The sequence below is a fragment of the Synechococcus sp. A15-62 genome (assembly GCF_014280075.1).
In the GTDB taxonomy this organism is placed as follows: domain Bacteria; phylum Cyanobacteriota; class Cyanobacteriia; order PCC-6307; family Cyanobiaceae; genus Parasynechococcus.
Window position 1 is genome coordinate 2209079 of the sequence record NZ_CP047950.1, and the last position, 15966, is coordinate 2225044.

Consider the following 15966-nt stretch of genomic DNA (forward strand, 5'->3'; position numbering starts at 1 on the left):
CGAATCTCTAAACGCTCAGGAACTGATCAACAACCGTCTGGCTGAGTTCACTGGTTGAACCACTGGCAACAATGCCACCCCGTTGCATGGCGTAGTAGCGGTCAGCCTGGCGAACAAAGTGGAGATGTTGCTCCACCAGCAACACCCCGATCCCGGTGTCGGCGATGATCCGCCGAACAGCTGCTTCAATGTCCTGAACGATGTTGGGCTGAATACCCTCAGTGGGCTCATCCAACAGCAGCAACTTTGGCTTGCCAAGCAATGCGCGAGCGATGGCCAGTTGTTGTTGCTGCCCCCCACTCAAATCCCCACCCTTGCGCGGTAGAAACTCCTGAAGAATCGGAAACAACTCATACACAAATGGATCAATGTGGCGATTCCGCGCCAATCCACCTGGCAACGCCTCCATCCCCAAAAGCAAGTTTTCTTCCACGGTGAGCTGGGGAATGATCTCGCGACCTTGCGGCACATAACCAATCCCGGCCCGAGCTCGCTGATGCGGAGCCTGACGATCCAATTCAGCACCGTCGAACGCCATGGATCCGGAGCGGGGGCGCAACAGACCGATCAGCGATTTCAACAGGGTGGTTTTGCCCACACCATTGCGGCCGATCAGACACACCATCTCCCCCGATTTCACGCTGAGATCAACATCCCGAAGAATGTGACTTTCACCGTAAAACGTGTTGAGTCCTTGGATCTCCAGCAGGTTCGTCATTGGTTCTCCTCCTCAGTGGTGCCGAGATAGACCTCAATCACCCGGGGATCGGCCTGCACCTGATCCATGGTGCCCTCACAGAGGACATGGCCCTGGTGCAGCACAGTCACCGGACTTTCGAGCCGTCGAATGAATTCCATGTCGTGCTCAATCACCAACACGGTGTGATCCCCAGCCAACGACTTGAGCAGATCCGCCGTCAGATCGGTCTCCTCATCCGTAAGCCCAGCCACTGGCTCATCCACCAGCAACAGGTCGGGATCCTGACCGACAAGCATGGCGATCTCAAGCCACTGTTTCTGGCCATGGGACAACGACCCAGCAGCCCAATCGGCACGGTTCTGCAAATTGACGATGCTCATCAAGTGATGAACGCGATCGCGCTGCTCCCCATTCAGGCCCCCCGCCAGCAATGACCAAGGCTGCTTCGGCTGGCTCACCGCCAAAGCCAAGTTCTCCTGAACGCTGAGCTTCTCGAAAACACGGGGGCTCTGAAACTTGCGGCCAATGCCAAAGCGCGCGATGCGGTGCTCGCGCGTTCCCACCAAAGAGCGTCCTTTGAACACCACATCCCCTTCGGTTGGGGCGGTCTTGCCAGTGATCACATCCAGGAACGTGGTCTTGCCGGCGCCATTCGGGCCGATCACAGCACGCAGTTCCCCAGGCTGAAGGCTGAGGTTGAGATCGCGCAGCGCCAAAAAGCCATCAAAACTGACGGTGATTTGGCGCAACTCCAATAAAGCCGTACTCATGACTGAACCTCTTCCTGACCTTCAAGATCGAGACGTGGATAGGTCTCACTCCGACGGGCAATGCCGAATCGGTTGAGCCAGTTGCGAGGGCCATCGCCTCGGAACCAGCCAATGACGCCCTCCGGCAAAGCCGTCACCACGAGGATGAACAGGCCCCCTTGGATGAACAGCCAACTTTGGGGGAGAGCTTCGCTCACCAAACTCTTGGCGTAGTTGATCGCCACAGCGCCAAGGATGGCGCCCACGAGCGTGCCTCGACCGCCCACCGCAACCCAGATCACCATCTCAATCGAGAAGGGAACGGTCATGTACTGCGGCGAAACGATGCCCGATTGAACGGTGTAAAGCGCACCACCGATGCCTGCCAAACCACCAGCGATGGCGAAGACGATCGTCTTGAACAGGGTTGGGTTGTAGCCGGCAAAGCGCAGCCGGGGTTCATCATCGCGAATGGCGATCAACACGTCGCCAAACCGGCCACGCACCACCCAGCGCAGAAACAGCCAGGCCAGGATGACCACCACAGAGGTCAACCAGAAGAATCCCCGCTGCATCTCAGAGGACCCAACCATCTGACCGAACAGCTGGGTGACATCGGTTTTGAGGCCGTTGGTGCCGTTGATCAGCTTCTGCTGGCCGTTGAAGAAATTGAAAAAAACGAGCAGGGCCGCCTGGGTGAGGATCGAGAAATAGACCCCCTTGATCCGGTTGCGGAAAACCAGGTTGCCCAGCACGGCAGCCAGCACGGCCGGAACCAGCCAGATCGCCACCAGGGTGAACAGCGGGGAATGGAACGGCTCCCAGAAGGCGGGCAACTGATCCACGCCGTACAGGCTGAAGAACTCGGGAATGCCATTGGGGAGATCACCCGAGCTGTTCAGCTGCAAGTACATAGCTGCCACGTAGCCGCCAAGGGCAAAAAAGATGCCCTGGCCAAGGCTGAGCAACCCGGTGAAGCCCCAGATCAAGTCGATGCCCAGGGCAACGATCGCCAAAGAGAGAAAGCGACCCAACAGATTCAGCCGAAACACCGGCAGAACAGCGGGCGCAGCAACGATGGCCGCAACGATCACCACCCAAAGGATGATCAAGGGCCAACGGCGTTGTTGAAAAGCTTGGAACATCAGATCAAGCCTCCACCATGCGTCCTTTTTGCGGGAACAGACCCGCGGGACGGAATTGAAGGAACACCACAATCAGAGCGAACACCATCACCTGGGCCATGCTCGTGGTGGCAAAGAAATTCACGGCACCGGCCAGGGGAGCAGGCATATCAGGCCAGATCGTCAGCAGGCGTCCAGCGCCGATCAGGTCGGTGAGCAGGCCAATGGCAAAGGAAGCGAGCACGGTGCCGAAGAGGTTTCCGACACCACCGAGCACCACCACCATGAAGCAGCCCACGATGTAGGACCCGCCCACGTTGGGGCCCACCGAACCCAGCAGGGACACAGCAACCCCCGCCACACCGGCCAAACCAGAGCCGATGCCAAAGGTGAGCACGTCGACGGTGTCGGTGGGGATGCCCAGACAATCACTCATCGAACGGTTCTGGGTGACGGCACGAATGCGCATGCCCCACACACTTTTGTTGAGGAACCACGTCACCCCAACCACCGCAACGATCGTGATCACGATGATCACCAAGCGCGGCACAGGAAAGGTGATGTCCATGAATTCGATACCACCGCGCATCCATTTGGGTGCCGTCACATCCACATTGCGGGAGGTGGCTCGGGCGATGCGACTGATTTGTGAGGCCAGGCCACCAGCGAGCAGCACACCGCCCAGGGCAGAAACAGCCCAACTCCCCGCACGCACCATGCGAGCTCGAGGCCCCGAGAGCAGAGAGGAGGGAAGCAGCAGTGGTAAGCCAAAGCCCAGCACCAGCGCCAGCATCAGGCCGGCGGCGTGGGCCAGGGGAACACTCCGCACAAACTGCTGAAGAATCAAGCTGACACCCCAGGTCGCGAGCAACGTCTCCAACGGGTTGCCGTAGAGCCGGCGAATCACGGTGCGTTCCAGCAGGATGCCGACCACACCGCTGACGATGAAGGCCAGCGGAAGCGCCACCAGCACGTAGGCGTTGTAAACCGGCTGCAGCGCAGGCAGTTTGAAGATCAGCTGCACCACGTAGGTGGTGTAGGCCCCAAGCATGATCAGCTCGCCATGGGCGAGGTTGATCACACCCATGAGGCCGAAGACAATGGCCAGTCCTAGGGCGGCCATCAGCAGCACCGAGCCGATGGCAACACCGTTGAACAGGCTTTCGAGAAGCAGTTGCACGGACGTGTGAAACGAAGCGTTCAATGAAACGACAAAAGGAGGAGCCCGTCACCGGGCTCCTCCCTGAAGAGCAATCAGGCTGTGATCAAAAGATCAGAGCTTGTACTTCTCGCCCTTGGCGGCGTCGGTCCAGTCGCAAGCGAAGCCTTTGGAGCTGGGCTCGAACTGGTTCCAGGCCTGAGGAGCCACAGGGCCATCGGTGGATTCGAGGATCTCGAACTGACCATCAGCAGTGATCTGGCCGATGCGCACGGTCTGAGAGAGGTGGTGGTTGGGCATCACCTTCACAGGACCCTGAGGGGCGTCGAACTCGATGCCAATCAAAGCTTCACGCACCTTGTCGTCGTCGAAGCTGTTGGCCTTCTCGACAGCCTTCTTCCACAGGTAGACCATGTTGTAGGCCGACTCCTGAGGGTCAGCGACCTGGCGGTCGGCACCGTACTTGGCCTTGAAGTCAGCAGCGAACTTCTTGGATGCCGGGGTGTCGATCGACATCATGTAGTTCCAGGCGCCGTAGTGGCCCTCAAGGAACTCAGAACCAATGGTGCTGATCTCCTCTTCCGCGATGGAATAGCTCATCACGTAGTAGCCGTTCTCGGGGGTGATACCGGCGTCCTGAATCTGCTTGAAGAAGGCGACGTTCTGGTCACCGTTGAGGGTGTTGATGATCACACCGCCGTCAGGCAGGGCCTTCTTGATCTTGGCGATGATCGGAGCAACCTCGGTGTTGCCCAGGGGCAGGTAGTCCTCACCGACCACTTCGCCACCCAGGGACTTGAGCTGTTCCTTGGTGATGGTGTTGGAGGTGCGGGGGAAGACGTAGTCGGAACCCACAAGGAAGAAGGGCTTGCCAGCGGCAGGCGACTTCTCATACATGAACTTGGTGGCAGGCTCCGACTGCTGGTTCGGAGTGGCACCGGTGTAAAAGATGTTGTTGGAACACTCCTGACCCTCGTACTGAATCGGGTAGTAGAGGAAAGCGTTCTTCGACTCATAGACGGGCAGCATGGCCTTGCGGCTGGCGGAGGTCCAGCCACCGAAGACGACGGGCACCGCGTCCTGATCGATCAGCTTCTTGGACTTCTCAGCGAAGGTGGGCCAATCGGAAGCACCGTCTTCGACGATGTACTCGATCTTGTACTTCTTGCCGTCCACCTCAACGCCACCGGCGGCGTTGATCTCGTCGATCGCCATTTTCTCGGTGTCCACCAGGGTGGACTCGGAGATGGCCATGGTGCCGGTCAGCGAGTGCAGGATGCCAACGGTGACGCTGTCGTCGTACTCAACGTTGGAAGCCTTTTCGCCACCACCACAGGCGGTCACGGCAAGACCCAGCGATGCCGCGGCCATGCCGGCGAAAAGGCGCTTGGAGAGAGGGGTGCTCATGGAATGAGAGGGCACTTAAAAGCTTGGACGCGCGAAACGCCCTGAAATTCGACCATCGCTACAGGCGGGGATTTGAAACGTAACAACGAGAACACTTTTGGCCCCAAAAGCTTGTGTTTTCATGATTTTGGTAGCTGTTGCAACAGGAACTCCACCACCTGCTCCAGGCCTTCACCACTGTGGAGATTGGTGAAACACCAGGGCCGGTCTCCCCGCATCCGCCGGGTGTCCTGTTCCATCACTGAAAGATCGGCACCGACCTGCGGAGCCAGGTCAATTTTGTTGATCACCAGCAGATCGGAGCGGGTGATGCCAGGCCCTCCCTTGCGGGGGATCTTGTCGCCGGCGGCCACATCGATCACGTAGATGCAGAGATCCACCAGTTCCGGACTGAAGCTCGCCGCCAGGTTGTCGCCACCGCTCTCCACCAAAACGAGATCAAGATTGGGAAACTGCGCCTCCAGCTCCGCCACGGCGGCTCTGTTGATCGAGCAGTCTTCGCGGATCGCCGTGTGAGGGCAACCACCGGTCTCCACGCCACGAATCCGCTCTGGATCTAGGGCACCAGCACGGGTGAGGAACTGAGCATCCTCCTGGGTGTAGATGTCGTTGGTGACCACCGCGAGCTGCAGGTTGTCGCGCAAGCGGCGACAGAGCGCCTCCACCAGTGCGGTCTTGCCGGATCCCACAGGACCCGCCACCCCCAGACGCAGTTTGCTGCTCATCAGCTTCGAAACAGGCGTGAATACAGCTCAGCATGGGCAAGCTGAGCAATGCCCGCACCCACGCCACTGCTCCAGAGCTGCTGAGGATCAACCGCCAGAAGCAGCTGCGCTTGGGAGGCAATCAGCGGCAACAGCCGCTGCTGCAGCACCTGCGCTCGGGAGGGACCCAACGGCAACAGCCGCACCGAGGCACTGAGCTGATTGGCAACCCAGCCGTAGAGGTACCCCTCCACCATGTCTCCTGCTGGAACCGACAAGCCCACAGCGGCCCAGGCCCAGGCCGCTGGCCAGTTCAAGACCACAGGTTCAGGCAGGTCGTACCCCATATCCGACATCAACTGCAGCAGCGACATCCCCATCTGACGCTGCTGCGCTCGCAGCTCCGCGGCCTCGCGGGTGGCCATCAGCCAACCATCCAGATCGATCAGGCGCGCCTTAGCCGCCGCGTCGGCCTGGGTGGACCACCCCACCAAAGCCTCCGCCAGAGGCCTCAACGCCGCAGCTTCCAACCGCACCGCGCCCCGTTGCAGTTCAGCCTCCAACCAAGCCTGGATCGCCTGCTCATCGGCGATGGAACCCGCCTGAATCAACACCTCCAACCCCTCGGAGTAGCTGAAGGCACCCACGGGCAGGGCCGGGCTGACCAGTTGCAGCAAGGCGAGGGACGTCATCCGTGCTGATGACCTCCATAGGCACCGCCTTCAGGAGCAAACGGCTGCAGACAGCGGCTGACCGTCAAGCCACGCCCTTCCAGCATCGTGGCGAGAACGGAATCCTCTGGCAGCAAAAGCTCCTGCTCATGTAGCTCCAGGGCGACATGACGATTGCCCAGGTGATAAGCCGCCTGCAACAGCTCCAAGGGATGCGACCCCTGCACCCGTAGCAACGCCTCCGGCGCTGCCGTCACCTCCACAACATTCAAACAAGACTGATCCCCCAGCAGATCACCAGGCTGGAGAGAACCCTCCCGGGGCAACTGCAGCAGCACCGGACGACCGCAGGAGGTGGTACGACGGCCCCGCAGCACCGTGCGCTCTTCGGCCGTTAACGGCAACTTCAGGGTTGCCGTGGCACTGCTGTTCTGCAGGCGCTGCTCCAGCACGACCACCGCATCCGTCACCAGCGCCTCATCTCCAAATCCACAACGAAAGCGTGCCGGTCAATCAGAAGCACTTTGGTGTGCATTGCTACAGAGTCGAAGCCGGTGGCGGCGGAGCGTGAGGCCATGCAACGTCTTGATCCCTGGCACGGCCGCTGCGACCTGCAGTTTCATGCCGCCAACGGCAGCACCAAACACCAGGGGGGCTGCACAGCTCCGTTCAAGTTGCTTCGCAGTGAACGCGGTGAGGACGGACGCTGCGAGCTGCCGGTGCTGCACACCGCCGGAGGCCTCGTGGGCGGCGATCAACTGAGCCTGGACATCAAGCTTGGAGTCAACAGCCGCAGCCTGATCACCAGCGTGGCAGCGCAGAAGGTTTACGGGTCGATCGGCCGCAGCCGCCTGCAACCCCAGGGCTGCTTTGCCCGTCAACAGGTGCGCTGCGCGCTGGCCAGCGGCAGTGACTTCGAATGGCTGCCGCAGGAACTGGTGCTGTACGCCGATGCCCTGTTCGAGCAGCAGCTGACGGTGAGCCTGCCGCAGGACGCCTCCTTTCTCAGTGCAGAAATCGTGCGCTTGGGACGAACCGCAGCCGGTGAAACCCTGCAGCAGGGACGTTGGCGCTCGAGCCTCACCATTCAGCGCCTCACGGCCAGCAACTCAACCTGGGAGCTGGCGGATCGGGTGGACCTCGGCGGCGCCAGCCTGGACAGCCCGCATGGGTTGGGAGGCGCCCCGGTGTTCGGAACACTGGTTTGGGCCGCGCCGATGGCCATGGGTGCCGAAACAACAGCAACGCTGCTGGAGGGAGCGCGGGCCGACCGCGAGGGTCTGACGGGCACGATGCGCTGCGGCGCCCTGAATCAGGGCCTGATCGCCCGCTATTCGGGCAATTCGAGCCGTGATGCCCGCTTCTGGTTCAGCCGGATCTGGGAGCGAACGCGGACGATCCGGGGGCTGACACGGCCTCGCATCCCCAGGGTCTGGCCCCTGCAGGAACTGCCTCTGCACCGACAAACGTCCACCGTGAACGCTTTCGAGGCTGCAGCGGAGACACACTGAAGAAGACCGAGCTTCGCCATGCATCTCAGTCCCCAGGAAAAGGACAAGCTCCTGATCGTGACCGCGGCACTACTTGCCGAGCGGCGCTTGAACCGTGGCCTCAAGCTCAACCACCCCGAAGCGGTGGCCTGGCTCAGTTTTCTGGTGCTGGAAGGCGCCCGTGACGGCAAGAGCGTGGCGGAGCTGATGCAGGAAGGCACCACCTGGCTGCGTCAGGACCAGGTGATGGAGGGGGTGCCCGAGCTCGTGCATGAGGTGCAGATCGAGGCCGTCTTCCCCGATGGCACCAAGCTCGTCACCCTGCACGACCCGATTCGCTGAGGCAGAACCCATGGCACCTCTCATTCCAGGCGAACTGCTTCCCGAACCGGGTGAACTGGAGCTGAATGCAGGCCGGCCCGTCACCACGCTGAGCGTCTCCAACAGCGGAGATAGGCCCGTACAGGTGGGCTCCCATTTCCATTTCGCCGAAGCCAATGCCGCCCTGCAGTTCGACCGGGCCGCAGCCCGCGGTCAACGGCTCGACATCCCCGCCGGCACCGCCATCCGCTTCGAACCCGGCGACAGCCGCGACGTGAACCTGATTCCCTTCGCCGGTGCGCGACGCGTCATCGGCTTCAACGGCCAAATCAACGGACCCCTCGACGTCTGACCCATGCCCTACCGCATCTCCCGCCAGGCCTACGCCGAGACCTACGGACCCACCACCGGCGACAGGGTTCGCCTGGCCGACACCGATCTGATCCTGGAAGTCGAGAAGGACTACACCGTCTACGGCGATGAGGTGAAGTTCGGCGGCGGCAAGGTGATCCGCGACGGCATGGGGCAATCCCAGGCCCCGCGAGCCGAAGGCGCCGTTGACACGGTGATCACCAATGCCCTGATCCTCGACTGGTGGGGCATCGTCAAAGCCGATGTCGGCCTCAAGGACGGCCGCATCGTGGGCATCGGCAAAGCCGGCAACCCCGACACCCAGGAAGGGGTGACGATCGTGGTGGGACCGGGAACCGAAGCCATCGCCGGGGAGGGCCACATCCTCACGGCCGGCGGCATCGACACCCACATCCACTTCATCTGCCCCCAGCAGATCGAAACGGCCCTGGCCAGTGGCGTCACCACCCTGATGGGGGGCGGCACCGGACCGGCCACTGGCACCAATGCCACCACCTGCACCCCCGGCGCCTTCCACATCGGGCGGATGCTCCAGGCCGCCGAAGGCCTGCCGGTGAACCTGGGCTTTTTCGGCAAAGGCAACGCCAGCACCGCAGAAGCGCTGGAAGAACAGGTGCGCGCCGGCGCCTGCGGCCTGAAGCTGCACGAAGACTGGGGCACCACCCCCGCCACCATCGATGCCTGCCTATCGGTGGCCGATCGGATGGATGTGCAGGTGTGCATCCACACCGACACCTTGAACGAAGCCGGCTTCGTCGAAGACACGATCGCCGCCATCAAGGGACGCACGATTCACACCTTCCACACCGAAGGTGCCGGCGGTGGCCATGCCCCGGACATCATCAAGATCTGCGGCGAGGCCAACGTGCTGCCGAGCAGCACCAATCCCACCCGGCCCTACACCCGCAACACGCTCGAGGAGCACCTCGACATGCTGATGGTGTGCCACCACCTCGATCCGAAGATCCCCGAGGACGTGGCCTTCGCCGAATCGCGGATCCGGCGCGAAACGATCGCCGCCGAAGACATCCTTCACGACCTGGGCGCCTTCTCGATCATCGCCAGCGACTCCCAGGCCATGGGCCGCGTGGGCGAGGTGATCACCCGCACCTTCCAGACCGCCCACAAGATGAAGGTGCAGCGCGGTGCCCTGCCGGAAGACTCCGCTCGCAACGACAACCACCGGCTCAAGCGCTACATCGCCAAGGTGACGATCAACCCGGCGTTGGCCCACGGCATCAGCAGCGAAGTGGGGTCGATCGAAACCGGCAAGCTCGCCGATCTGGTGCTGTGGAAGCCGGGCTTCTTCGGCATTCGCCCGGAACTGGTGGTGAAGGGCGGTTCGATCGTCTGGGCCCAGATGGGCGATGCCAACGCCTCGATTCCCACCCCAGGCCCGGTGCACGGCCGGCCGATGTTCGGCGCCTTCGGCAAGGCGCTGGCGCCCAGTTGTCTCACCTTCGTGAGCGAAGCGGCGATGGATGCCGACATCCAACGCCAACTGGGCCTGGAACGCACCTGCATGGCGGTGAAGGAGACCCGGAGCGTGGGCAAGAGCGCCCTCAAGCTGAATTCAGCGCTGCCCAAGGTGAGTGTGGACCCGCAGACCTATGAGGTGTTCGCCGACGGTGAACTGCTCACCTGTGAGCCCGCCGAGGTGCTGCCCCTCGCCCAGCGCTACCTGCTGCTTTGAGCCCCACGCTGCTGGTGGTCCAACATGTTGACCACGAAAACGCCGCACTGGTGGGAGAACTGGCGCTGCAACGGGGCCTGACACTCAAAATCCTGAGGCCCGACCGGGGCGACCCACTGCCGGACCCCAGGACATGTGCGAACAGCATCGCCCTTGTGCTCGGTGGCCCGATGAGCGTCAACGATCGCGAGCAACCATGCATGGACTGGTTGCGGCAGGAACTGGACTGGTTGAGGGCCTGGCACCAGCAACGCCGACCGGTGCTGGGCATCTGCCTGGGGGCACAGCTCCTGGCTGTGGCTGCAGGAGGCAGCGTGCAACCGCTGCAGGTGGGAGCACCACCACAGCAGCTGAAGGAACTGGGCCTCGGCGCGATTCACTGGGTCGCAAATCCCAGTGATGAGGCCCTGCTCAAGGGGCAACCAAGCAGCACTCTGGTGCTGCATTGGCATGGCGATCGCATCCAACTGCCGACTGATGCAACCCTGCTGGGTTCGTCGCTGCACTGCGCCGAACAGGTGTTTCGACTCGGAGCCCATGCCATTGGCCTGCAATGCCACCTCGAGATCGACGGCGATGCGCTTGAACGCTGGATCGCCAACGACCACGACTACGTGGTGAGCGCCCTTGGAGCTGAAGGACCCGGTCGCCTGACCCGGGACTGGCGCAAGCTGGGCGCCACGCTCCAGGAACAAGGCCGAAACTTCTTCAATGCTGTGCTCGATCAACTGATTGAGATCAGCCAGGCCGACTAATTCCTACGGACAAAAATAAACAAAACCAAAAACTTTTCTGAAGAGGTATCAACCTGAACACCACTTCGGGATTTACAGGAGCTTGAATATTTCTGTAGCAACAGCTACCGATCGTTCACTTCGCATCGCGCGAAGCGCAGTTCGCCTCAGGCCATGGAACGGGGACCTGAGCTTGCTTCGAGGACCATCCAATGACCACCCTTCTCTACCGCGGGCATCAGTACCAGCAAAACAACGCCACTCAGGGCAAGCCCGGGGTGCAGCTCGTTTACCGCCGCAACGTGTACCAAGCCCGCCAGATCAACAACCATCGCACTCCGGTGCAGCTCGTTTACCGCGGCGTGGGCTACACGCGCTAGGCCAACTTCTCAATCCGTAGCAACTCGAACATTCCAGTTCCGAGAACTGAGGCGTAATAGATCCAGCTTCAGCAACGACGTTGGATCTCATCGCTTCTCGCCTCGACCAAGGCCTCGTGCAGGTGAATCCCTCCAGCGTGCACGGCGTTTTCTGGCTGCAGACCCACTTTCCGTCTCAGGAATGGGATGCCCTGCTGTCTGGGCAGGCTGCCTTTGGCATGGACTGCATCGATGACTTGATCACCGATGCACGTCAGGCCGGCCTGAACGTGGAGTGGGAAGCATCCGTCCCCAGCTGAACACTCCGGAAATGAATTCCCTTAAAGCCCTGCACACGGCTGTGTTGCAGGGCTTTTTTAGTGGCGTGACCGATGGTGAATGCTCAAGCCACCAAACGGTTGAGCATCGGCAACTCAGACAGTTCATCCCTCCACTCCTGGGCCCAGAGGGCCTGACTGCGCTCATACACCTCCATCAACTGCTCCACGGCGCGCTCGTGAAAATCAACGCGCAGATCCAACAGCGGGAAAGCCGCTTCGCCGCTCACCTGCACCGCCGCTGACGTGCAGAAGGGAGAACGATGGTCACCGCCGGACGCTTCCCCGGCCAGCAGAGCCAGCATCAGGCGGCGGCCTAGTTTCAAGCTGGGGTCACTGGTGAGAAAGGCCTGCTCCATGGCTGCCAGCACGCCCTCATCCACCAAGCAATTGCCGGCAACAGACAGATCACGCTGATGGCGATGCCCTGCCCAAGGGCCGCAATCCTGCCCCGTCCAACAGGCCGTACGACCGTCCAGATCGATCAGGTGAAACTGACGCCGGTTACGGTGCTGATCATCCGCAAGAAGGCTGGCCAGAACGCTCTCAGCATCCGAACTCTGCTCCAGGCGCTCAAGGCCACAAATCCCCAGATACGGATTGGTGTGGGCCTGGGTGGCGACGGCACCAACCCCGGCGCGGATGTGAGGCACGGTGGACCCAACAGCCAGATGACAGGTGGCAACCGCCACGCCGAAGCGACCGTTGCTGGGATCACGGGCCAGGATCGAAAAAGTCACGGCAGCTGACGGTCGAGCCGCAGCAACGTTTCCAGCAGCACCGAGGTGCCCGCCCAGCACTGCTCGTCACTGGTGAACTCTGCAGCGGAATGACTCAGGCCGCCCCGGCTGGGCACAAAGATCATGCCCATCGGCCAACGGCGGCCAACCTCCTGCGCGTCGTGGCTGGCGCGACTGGGGAGATGGCTGTGAGACAAGCCGAGATCGGCCGCGGCCTCCGCGATCGTGGCCATCACCACAGCATCAGCAGGGGTGGGATCAACACTGAACTGGGGATCCACCGCGATCGGACAGCCCGTTTCAGCACCGATGTTCTCCACCTGCTGCATCAACTCCTCCACCAATTGATCGAGAACGGCCGGATCCACATCCCTGAGGTCAACCGTCAGGGCGACAGCACCAGGAACAACGTTGGCGGCATTGGGCCAAACCTCCAGTCGGCCCACCGTCGCCACAGGATCTCCGGGATGACGGGAGGCCATGGCCTCAACGGCAAGAACAATCCGCGAAGCCGCCACGAGAGCGTCCTGCCGCAATCCCATTGGTGTGGTGCCGGCGTGGTTGGCCTGGCCCTTCACATTGATGCTGAATCGACGCTGACCAACAACTCCCTCGACAACACCGATGGCATCGCCGCGTTGCTCGAGAACACCGCCTTGCTCAACATGCAACTCCAGGAAAGCGGCATAGGCCTCATCGGAGCGTCGCGCCGAAGCCAGGGAGGGCCAATGCCCGCCGATGCGCGCCAGATTGTCCTGAATAGGCTGGCCATTGCTGGTGGCATAACTCCCCGGGTCATCGGAGGCCGTGCCCGCCAAGCCCTTGCAGCCCACCATGGTCGACTCCTCGTCGGCAAAGGCGATCAACTCGATGCCATGCCGCAGGCGCAGGCCCTGGTCTTGAAGCGCGCGGCAAGCCTCCAGACCGGCCAACACCCCCAGAGCACCGTCAAAGCGTCCACCAGTGGGAACCGTGTCGAGGTGCGACCCGGTCACCAGGGCAGGGCGGTGTGGATCGAGACCCTCCAGGCGTCCGATCAAGTTGCCAGCAGCATCAACACGAACCTGCATGCCGAGCTGCTTCATCCAGTGGGCCAGCAACTCACGGCCCTGCACATCCTCAGGCGAAAACCCACGTCGACAGACGCTGCCGTCGGGCTTAGCGCCAATACTGGCCAACTGTTCAATCGTTCCGATTAGCCGGTCACGGTTCGGACGTGCGACAAATTTGCTTGGCTCGATCCCGGTTGCAGGGGTGGTCGGAGAAGCCGAGATGAGCGTGGGCAATGCCGTGACCTTCGTTTCAAACGGAAGTCAATATTCACCCGAAAACACGCGGAGCCTTGTAGCTAGCGCAACGATTTAATCCTGACCAAAGAATTCAAACAGGCATCAGCACCCGCCAGCCCAGGCGGTCCGCCTCCCGACGGGCCAGGGCTGGCACGTCTTCGGCCACAAACATGCGGTGCAGCATCTGCACACCCAGCAGGTGATTGATCACCGCATCCATCTGCACACGCTCCGCATCGCTGGTGGCCGGATCCTCATGACGCAAGAACAAAGCGCGCACACCGGCTTTGCTCAACAAACCAGCGGCATCGATCGCCTCATCGCTGAGGTAGTCGTCGGCGAGCTGCTTCATCTGCTCCCACTTCTCAGGCTCCGTGTGGGCTGGCGGGGCCATGAAGGCGAATTTCTCACGCCGGTACAACACCTCCGGCAACAGGCCCGCCATGGCTTCCCGAAGCACGTATTTCTCAGTTTTCCCCTTGATCCGGAGTTCAGGCGGCACCTGCACCGCCACCGCTGCCAGATGGTGATCGAGGAAGGCGGGTCGCGCCTCCATGGAATTGGCCATGTCAACCCGGTCGCCGCCCCAGGTGAGGATCTGGCCCTCCAGCATGGTCTTGATCCAGACGTACTGGGCCTTGTCCAGGGCATGGCGCCCGTCCAGTTGATCCGCATCCAGTTGCTCGGCAATCGCCTTGCCCGGGGAGTAATCCTTCAGGGCTGCGGCATGGGACTCCGCCAGAAGCCCAGGCACCAAGGGCGCGCAGGCCAGCCAGGGCTGCAGGCAGCTGGGGGTGAAGCCAACCACCGCATCAAGATCGGGGTCATCCACCTCGTTTTCAGCCAGCATCGCCCCCTGCACCAGGGCATTGGACTGCTGCAACAGGCTTTCCCAGCTGGCGCGCTCCTCCTGCGGCAGGTCATCCAAACCGTGGAGGAACATGTCGCGGCGAAAGGCGGGGTAACCACCGAACAGCTCATCTGAGCCTTCGCCAGTCATCACAACCTTGTAATCCACGTCGTTGACGTGGCGGCTCATCAAGAACTTGGCCACCGCCAAGGTGTTGTAGATCGTTCGCTCGGCATGCCAGATGGTGCGTTCCATGTGGCCATAGAGCTCCTGACCCGAGAGACGCATCAGATCCTGCTCGGCGCCGGTGGCCTCGGCCATCTCACGGGCAATCGGCGACTCGTCATAGCGCGCGTCATCGAAGCCGATCGTGAACGCCTTCACCGGTGCCTGGCTCACCGCTGAGGCCAAGCCGAGGATCGAACAGCTGTCGATGCCGCCGGAGAGGTAACAACCCACCGGCACATCGGCCACCATGCGCAGCTCAACGGCTTCCAGCAACGCCGCACGGACGGCAGCGATGTGCTCTGCCTCAGTCCGGTTGGGGTCCCGATTGTCCTTGCGCGGAAAGTCGACGTCCCAGTAGGTGGTCTCCGACACCTCCAGATGCCCATTCACCCGTTGCACCTTCAGCACATGGCCGGGCTTCACCTGATGCACCCCTGCAAAGGCTGTGGTGCCGGGAACCATGGTCTGCATCAACTGGTGAAACAGACCCTCCGAGGTGAAGCGTCGCTCCACCGCCGGATGGGCAAACAGCACCTTCAATTCGGAACCGAACACCAGACCCTCCGGCGTCATCGCCCAGTACTGCGGTTTGATGCCGAAGCGATCCCGCACCAGGTAAAGGCAGTCTTCAGCCCGATCAAACAAGGCGAAGGCGAACTCACCGCGCAACAAAGGCAGAGTCGCCTCCAAGCCCTGGCGTTGGTACAGCCGCAACAAGATCTCGGAATCGCTCTTGCTGCTGAAGCGCACCCCCTGGGCGGTGAGGTCAGCCCGAATCCGCTGGAAGTCGTAGAACTCACCGTTATGAGCCATCAGCACCTCACCGTCATCGGTGAGGAAGGGCTGCCGCGCCCGTGACTCATTCAGGTCAATGATCGAAAGGCGGGCATGGCAGAAGCCGACGCCAGCCTGATCGAGCACCTCAACGCCAAAGCCATCGGGCCCGCGATGGGCCTGAATCGCCGCCATGTTGACCAGCAGCTGGCGGTCCACCGTCTGTTGACGGTCTGCGTTGAAAACACCTCCGATTCCGCACAT

Annotated in this window: 18 protein-coding genes; 7 read left to right on the forward strand and 11 right to left on the reverse strand. The window is 61.7% G+C overall.

Annotation, left to right across the window (positions count from 1 at the left end; genetic code table 11):
* Window positions 1–7: 7 nt before the first annotated feature.
* From urtE to ureE, 8 genes are all read right to left on the reverse strand, one after another.
* Window positions 8–718: an urea ABC transporter ATP-binding subunit UrtE gene (gene urtE, locus SynA1562_RS12510; protein ID WP_186494112.1), complete on the reverse strand. Its 711-nt coding sequence runs from the start codon at window positions 716–718 to the stop codon at window positions 8–10.
* Window positions 715–1470 (reverse strand): urea ABC transporter ATP-binding protein UrtD, encoded by a 756-nt coding sequence (urtD, locus tag SynA1562_RS12515; protein WP_186494113.1) that lies wholly within the window; start codon window positions 1468–1470, stop codon window positions 715–717. Before urtD ends, urtE begins: the two co-directional genes overlap by 4 nt.
* Window positions 1467–2594, reverse strand: a complete 1128-nt coding sequence (gene urtC / locus SynA1562_RS12520) for an urea ABC transporter permease subunit UrtC (protein WP_186494114.1) — start codon at window positions 2592–2594, stop codon at window positions 1467–1469. The genes urtD and urtC overlap by 4 nt, the downstream gene beginning before the upstream one ends.
* 4 nt (window positions 2595–2598) lie before the next feature.
* Entirely contained in the window at window positions 2599–3753 is a 1155-nt protein-coding gene (locus SynA1562_RS12525; RefSeq protein ID WP_186494115.1) for a branched-chain amino acid ABC transporter permease, read from the reverse strand.
* A 93-nt stretch (window positions 3754–3846) separates the two neighbouring features.
* Window positions 3847–5139: an urea ABC transporter substrate-binding protein gene (gene urtA / locus SynA1562_RS12530; protein ID WP_186494116.1), complete on the reverse strand. Its 1293-nt coding sequence runs from the start codon at window positions 5137–5139 to the stop codon at window positions 3847–3849.
* A gap of 119 nt (window positions 5140–5258) precedes the next feature.
* Entirely contained in the window at window positions 5259–5864 is a 606-nt protein-coding gene (ureG, locus tag SynA1562_RS12535) for an urease accessory protein UreG (RefSeq protein ID WP_186494117.1), read from the reverse strand.
* Window positions 5864–6535 carry an urease accessory protein UreF gene (locus tag SynA1562_RS12540; RefSeq protein WP_186494118.1) on the reverse strand — a complete coding sequence of 224 codons (672 nt, stop codon included), beginning with the start codon at window positions 6533–6535 and terminating at the stop codon, window positions 5864–5866. The genes ureG and SynA1562_RS12540 overlap by 1 nt, the downstream gene beginning before the upstream one ends.
* A complete protein-coding gene (ureE, locus tag SynA1562_RS12545) occupies window positions 6532–6984 on the reverse strand; it encodes an urease accessory protein UreE (RefSeq protein ID WP_186494119.1) in 453 nt (150 codons plus the stop codon). Before ureE ends, SynA1562_RS12540 begins: the two co-directional genes overlap by 4 nt.
* Before the next feature lie 105 nt (window positions 6985–7089).
* Here ureE and SynA1562_RS12550 point away from each other — a divergent pair, with 105 nt between their 5' ends.
* The 7 genes from SynA1562_RS12550 (at window position 7090) to SynA1562_RS12580 (ending at window position 11803) form a co-directional block, all read left to right on the forward strand.
* A complete protein-coding gene (locus tag SynA1562_RS12550) occupies window positions 7090–8025 on the forward strand; it encodes an urease accessory protein UreD (protein ID WP_186495446.1) in 936 nt (311 codons plus the stop codon).
* 18 nt (window positions 8026–8043) lie between these two features.
* Complete coding sequence (locus SynA1562_RS12555; protein ID WP_006851427.1) at window positions 8044–8346, forward strand: urease subunit gamma; 303 nt, start codon at window positions 8044–8046, stop codon at window positions 8344–8346.
* Window positions 8347–8356: 10 nt separating this feature from the next.
* Window positions 8357–8677, forward strand: a complete 321-nt coding sequence (locus SynA1562_RS12560) for an urease subunit beta (RefSeq protein WP_186494120.1) — start codon at window positions 8357–8359, stop codon at window positions 8675–8677.
* Window positions 8678–8680: 3 nt separating this feature from the next.
* Window positions 8681–10390, forward strand: coding sequence for an urease subunit alpha (gene ureC / locus SynA1562_RS12565; RefSeq protein ID WP_186494121.1), 1710 nt, complete (start codon window positions 8681–8683; stop codon window positions 10388–10390).
* Window positions 10391–10404: 14 nt separating this feature from the next.
* On the forward strand, window positions 10405–11145 hold the full coding sequence (locus tag SynA1562_RS12570; RefSeq protein WP_304623190.1) for a type 1 glutamine amidotransferase: 741 nt from the start codon (window positions 10405–10407) through the stop codon (window positions 11143–11145).
* Between the two features lie 191 nt (window positions 11146–11336).
* Entirely contained in the window at window positions 11337–11504 is a 168-nt protein-coding gene (locus tag SynA1562_RS12575; protein ID WP_114988753.1) for a DUF4278 domain-containing protein, read from the forward strand.
* An 80-nt stretch (window positions 11505–11584) separates the two neighbouring features.
* On the forward strand, window positions 11585–11803 hold the full coding sequence (locus SynA1562_RS12580) for a hypothetical protein (RefSeq protein ID WP_186494123.1): 219 nt from the start codon (window positions 11585–11587) through the stop codon (window positions 11801–11803).
* 83 nt (window positions 11804–11886) lie between these two features.
* Here SynA1562_RS12580 and SynA1562_RS12585 read toward each other — a convergent pair whose 3' ends face one another.
* The 3 genes from SynA1562_RS12585 to asnB all read right to left on the reverse strand — a co-directional run bounded on the left by SynA1562_RS12585 (window position 11887) and on the right by asnB (window position 15966).
* Window positions 11887–12561: a DUF1028 domain-containing protein gene (locus SynA1562_RS12585; protein WP_186494124.1), complete on the reverse strand. Its 675-nt coding sequence runs from the start codon at window positions 12559–12561 to the stop codon at window positions 11887–11889.
* Window positions 12558–13847 carry a Zn-dependent hydrolase gene (locus SynA1562_RS12590; protein WP_186494125.1) on the reverse strand — a complete coding sequence of 430 codons (1290 nt, stop codon included), beginning with the start codon at window positions 13845–13847 and terminating at the stop codon, window positions 12558–12560. The genes SynA1562_RS12585 and SynA1562_RS12590 overlap by 4 nt, the downstream gene beginning before the upstream one ends.
* A 94-nt stretch (window positions 13848–13941) precedes the next feature.
* The gene (asnB, locus tag SynA1562_RS12595) at window positions 13942–15966 is read right to left on the reverse strand and encodes an asparagine synthase (glutamine-hydrolyzing) (RefSeq protein WP_186494126.1); all 2025 of its coding nucleotides are present in this window, start codon (window positions 15964–15966) and stop codon (window positions 13942–13944) included.

Coding starts and splice junctions, on each gene's coding strand:
- urtE (WP_186494112.1), bottom strand. CDS start 718: ATGACGAACCTGCTGGAGATCCAAGGACTCAACACGTTTTACGGTGAA.
- urtD (WP_186494113.1), bottom strand. CDS start 1,470: ATGAGTACGGCTTTATTGGAGTTGCGCCAAATCACCGTCAGTTTTGAT.
- urtC (WP_186494114.1), bottom strand. CDS start 2,594: ATGTTCCAAGCTTTTCAACAACGCCGTTGGCCCTTGATCATCCTTTGG.
- urtA (WP_186494116.1), bottom strand. CDS start 5,139: ATGAGCACCCCTCTCTCCAAGCGCCTTTTCGCCGGCATGGCCGCGGCA.
- ureG (WP_186494117.1), bottom strand. CDS start 5,864: ATGAGCAGCAAACTGCGTCTGGGGGTGGCGGGTCCTGTGGGATCCGGC.
- SynA1562_RS12540 (WP_186494118.1), bottom strand. CDS start 6,535: ATGACGTCCCTCGCCTTGCTGCAACTGGTCAGCCCGGCCCTGCCCGTG.
- SynA1562_RS12550 (WP_186495446.1), top strand. CDS start 7,090: ATGCAACGTCTTGATCCCTGGCACGGCCGCTGCGACCTGCAGTTTCAT.
- SynA1562_RS12555 (WP_006851427.1), top strand. CDS start 8,044: ATGCATCTCAGTCCCCAGGAAAAGGACAAGCTCCTGATCGTGACCGCG.
- SynA1562_RS12560 (WP_186494120.1), top strand. CDS start 8,357: ATGGCACCTCTCATTCCAGGCGAACTGCTTCCCGAACCGGGTGAACTG.
- ureC (WP_186494121.1), top strand. CDS start 8,681: ATGCCCTACCGCATCTCCCGCCAGGCCTACGCCGAGACCTACGGACCC.
- SynA1562_RS12575 (WP_114988753.1), top strand. CDS start 11,337: ATGACCACCCTTCTCTACCGCGGGCATCAGTACCAGCAAAACAACGCC.
- asnB (WP_186494126.1), bottom strand. CDS start 15,966: ATGTGCGGAATCGGAGGTGTTTTCAACGCAGACCGTCAACAGACGGTG.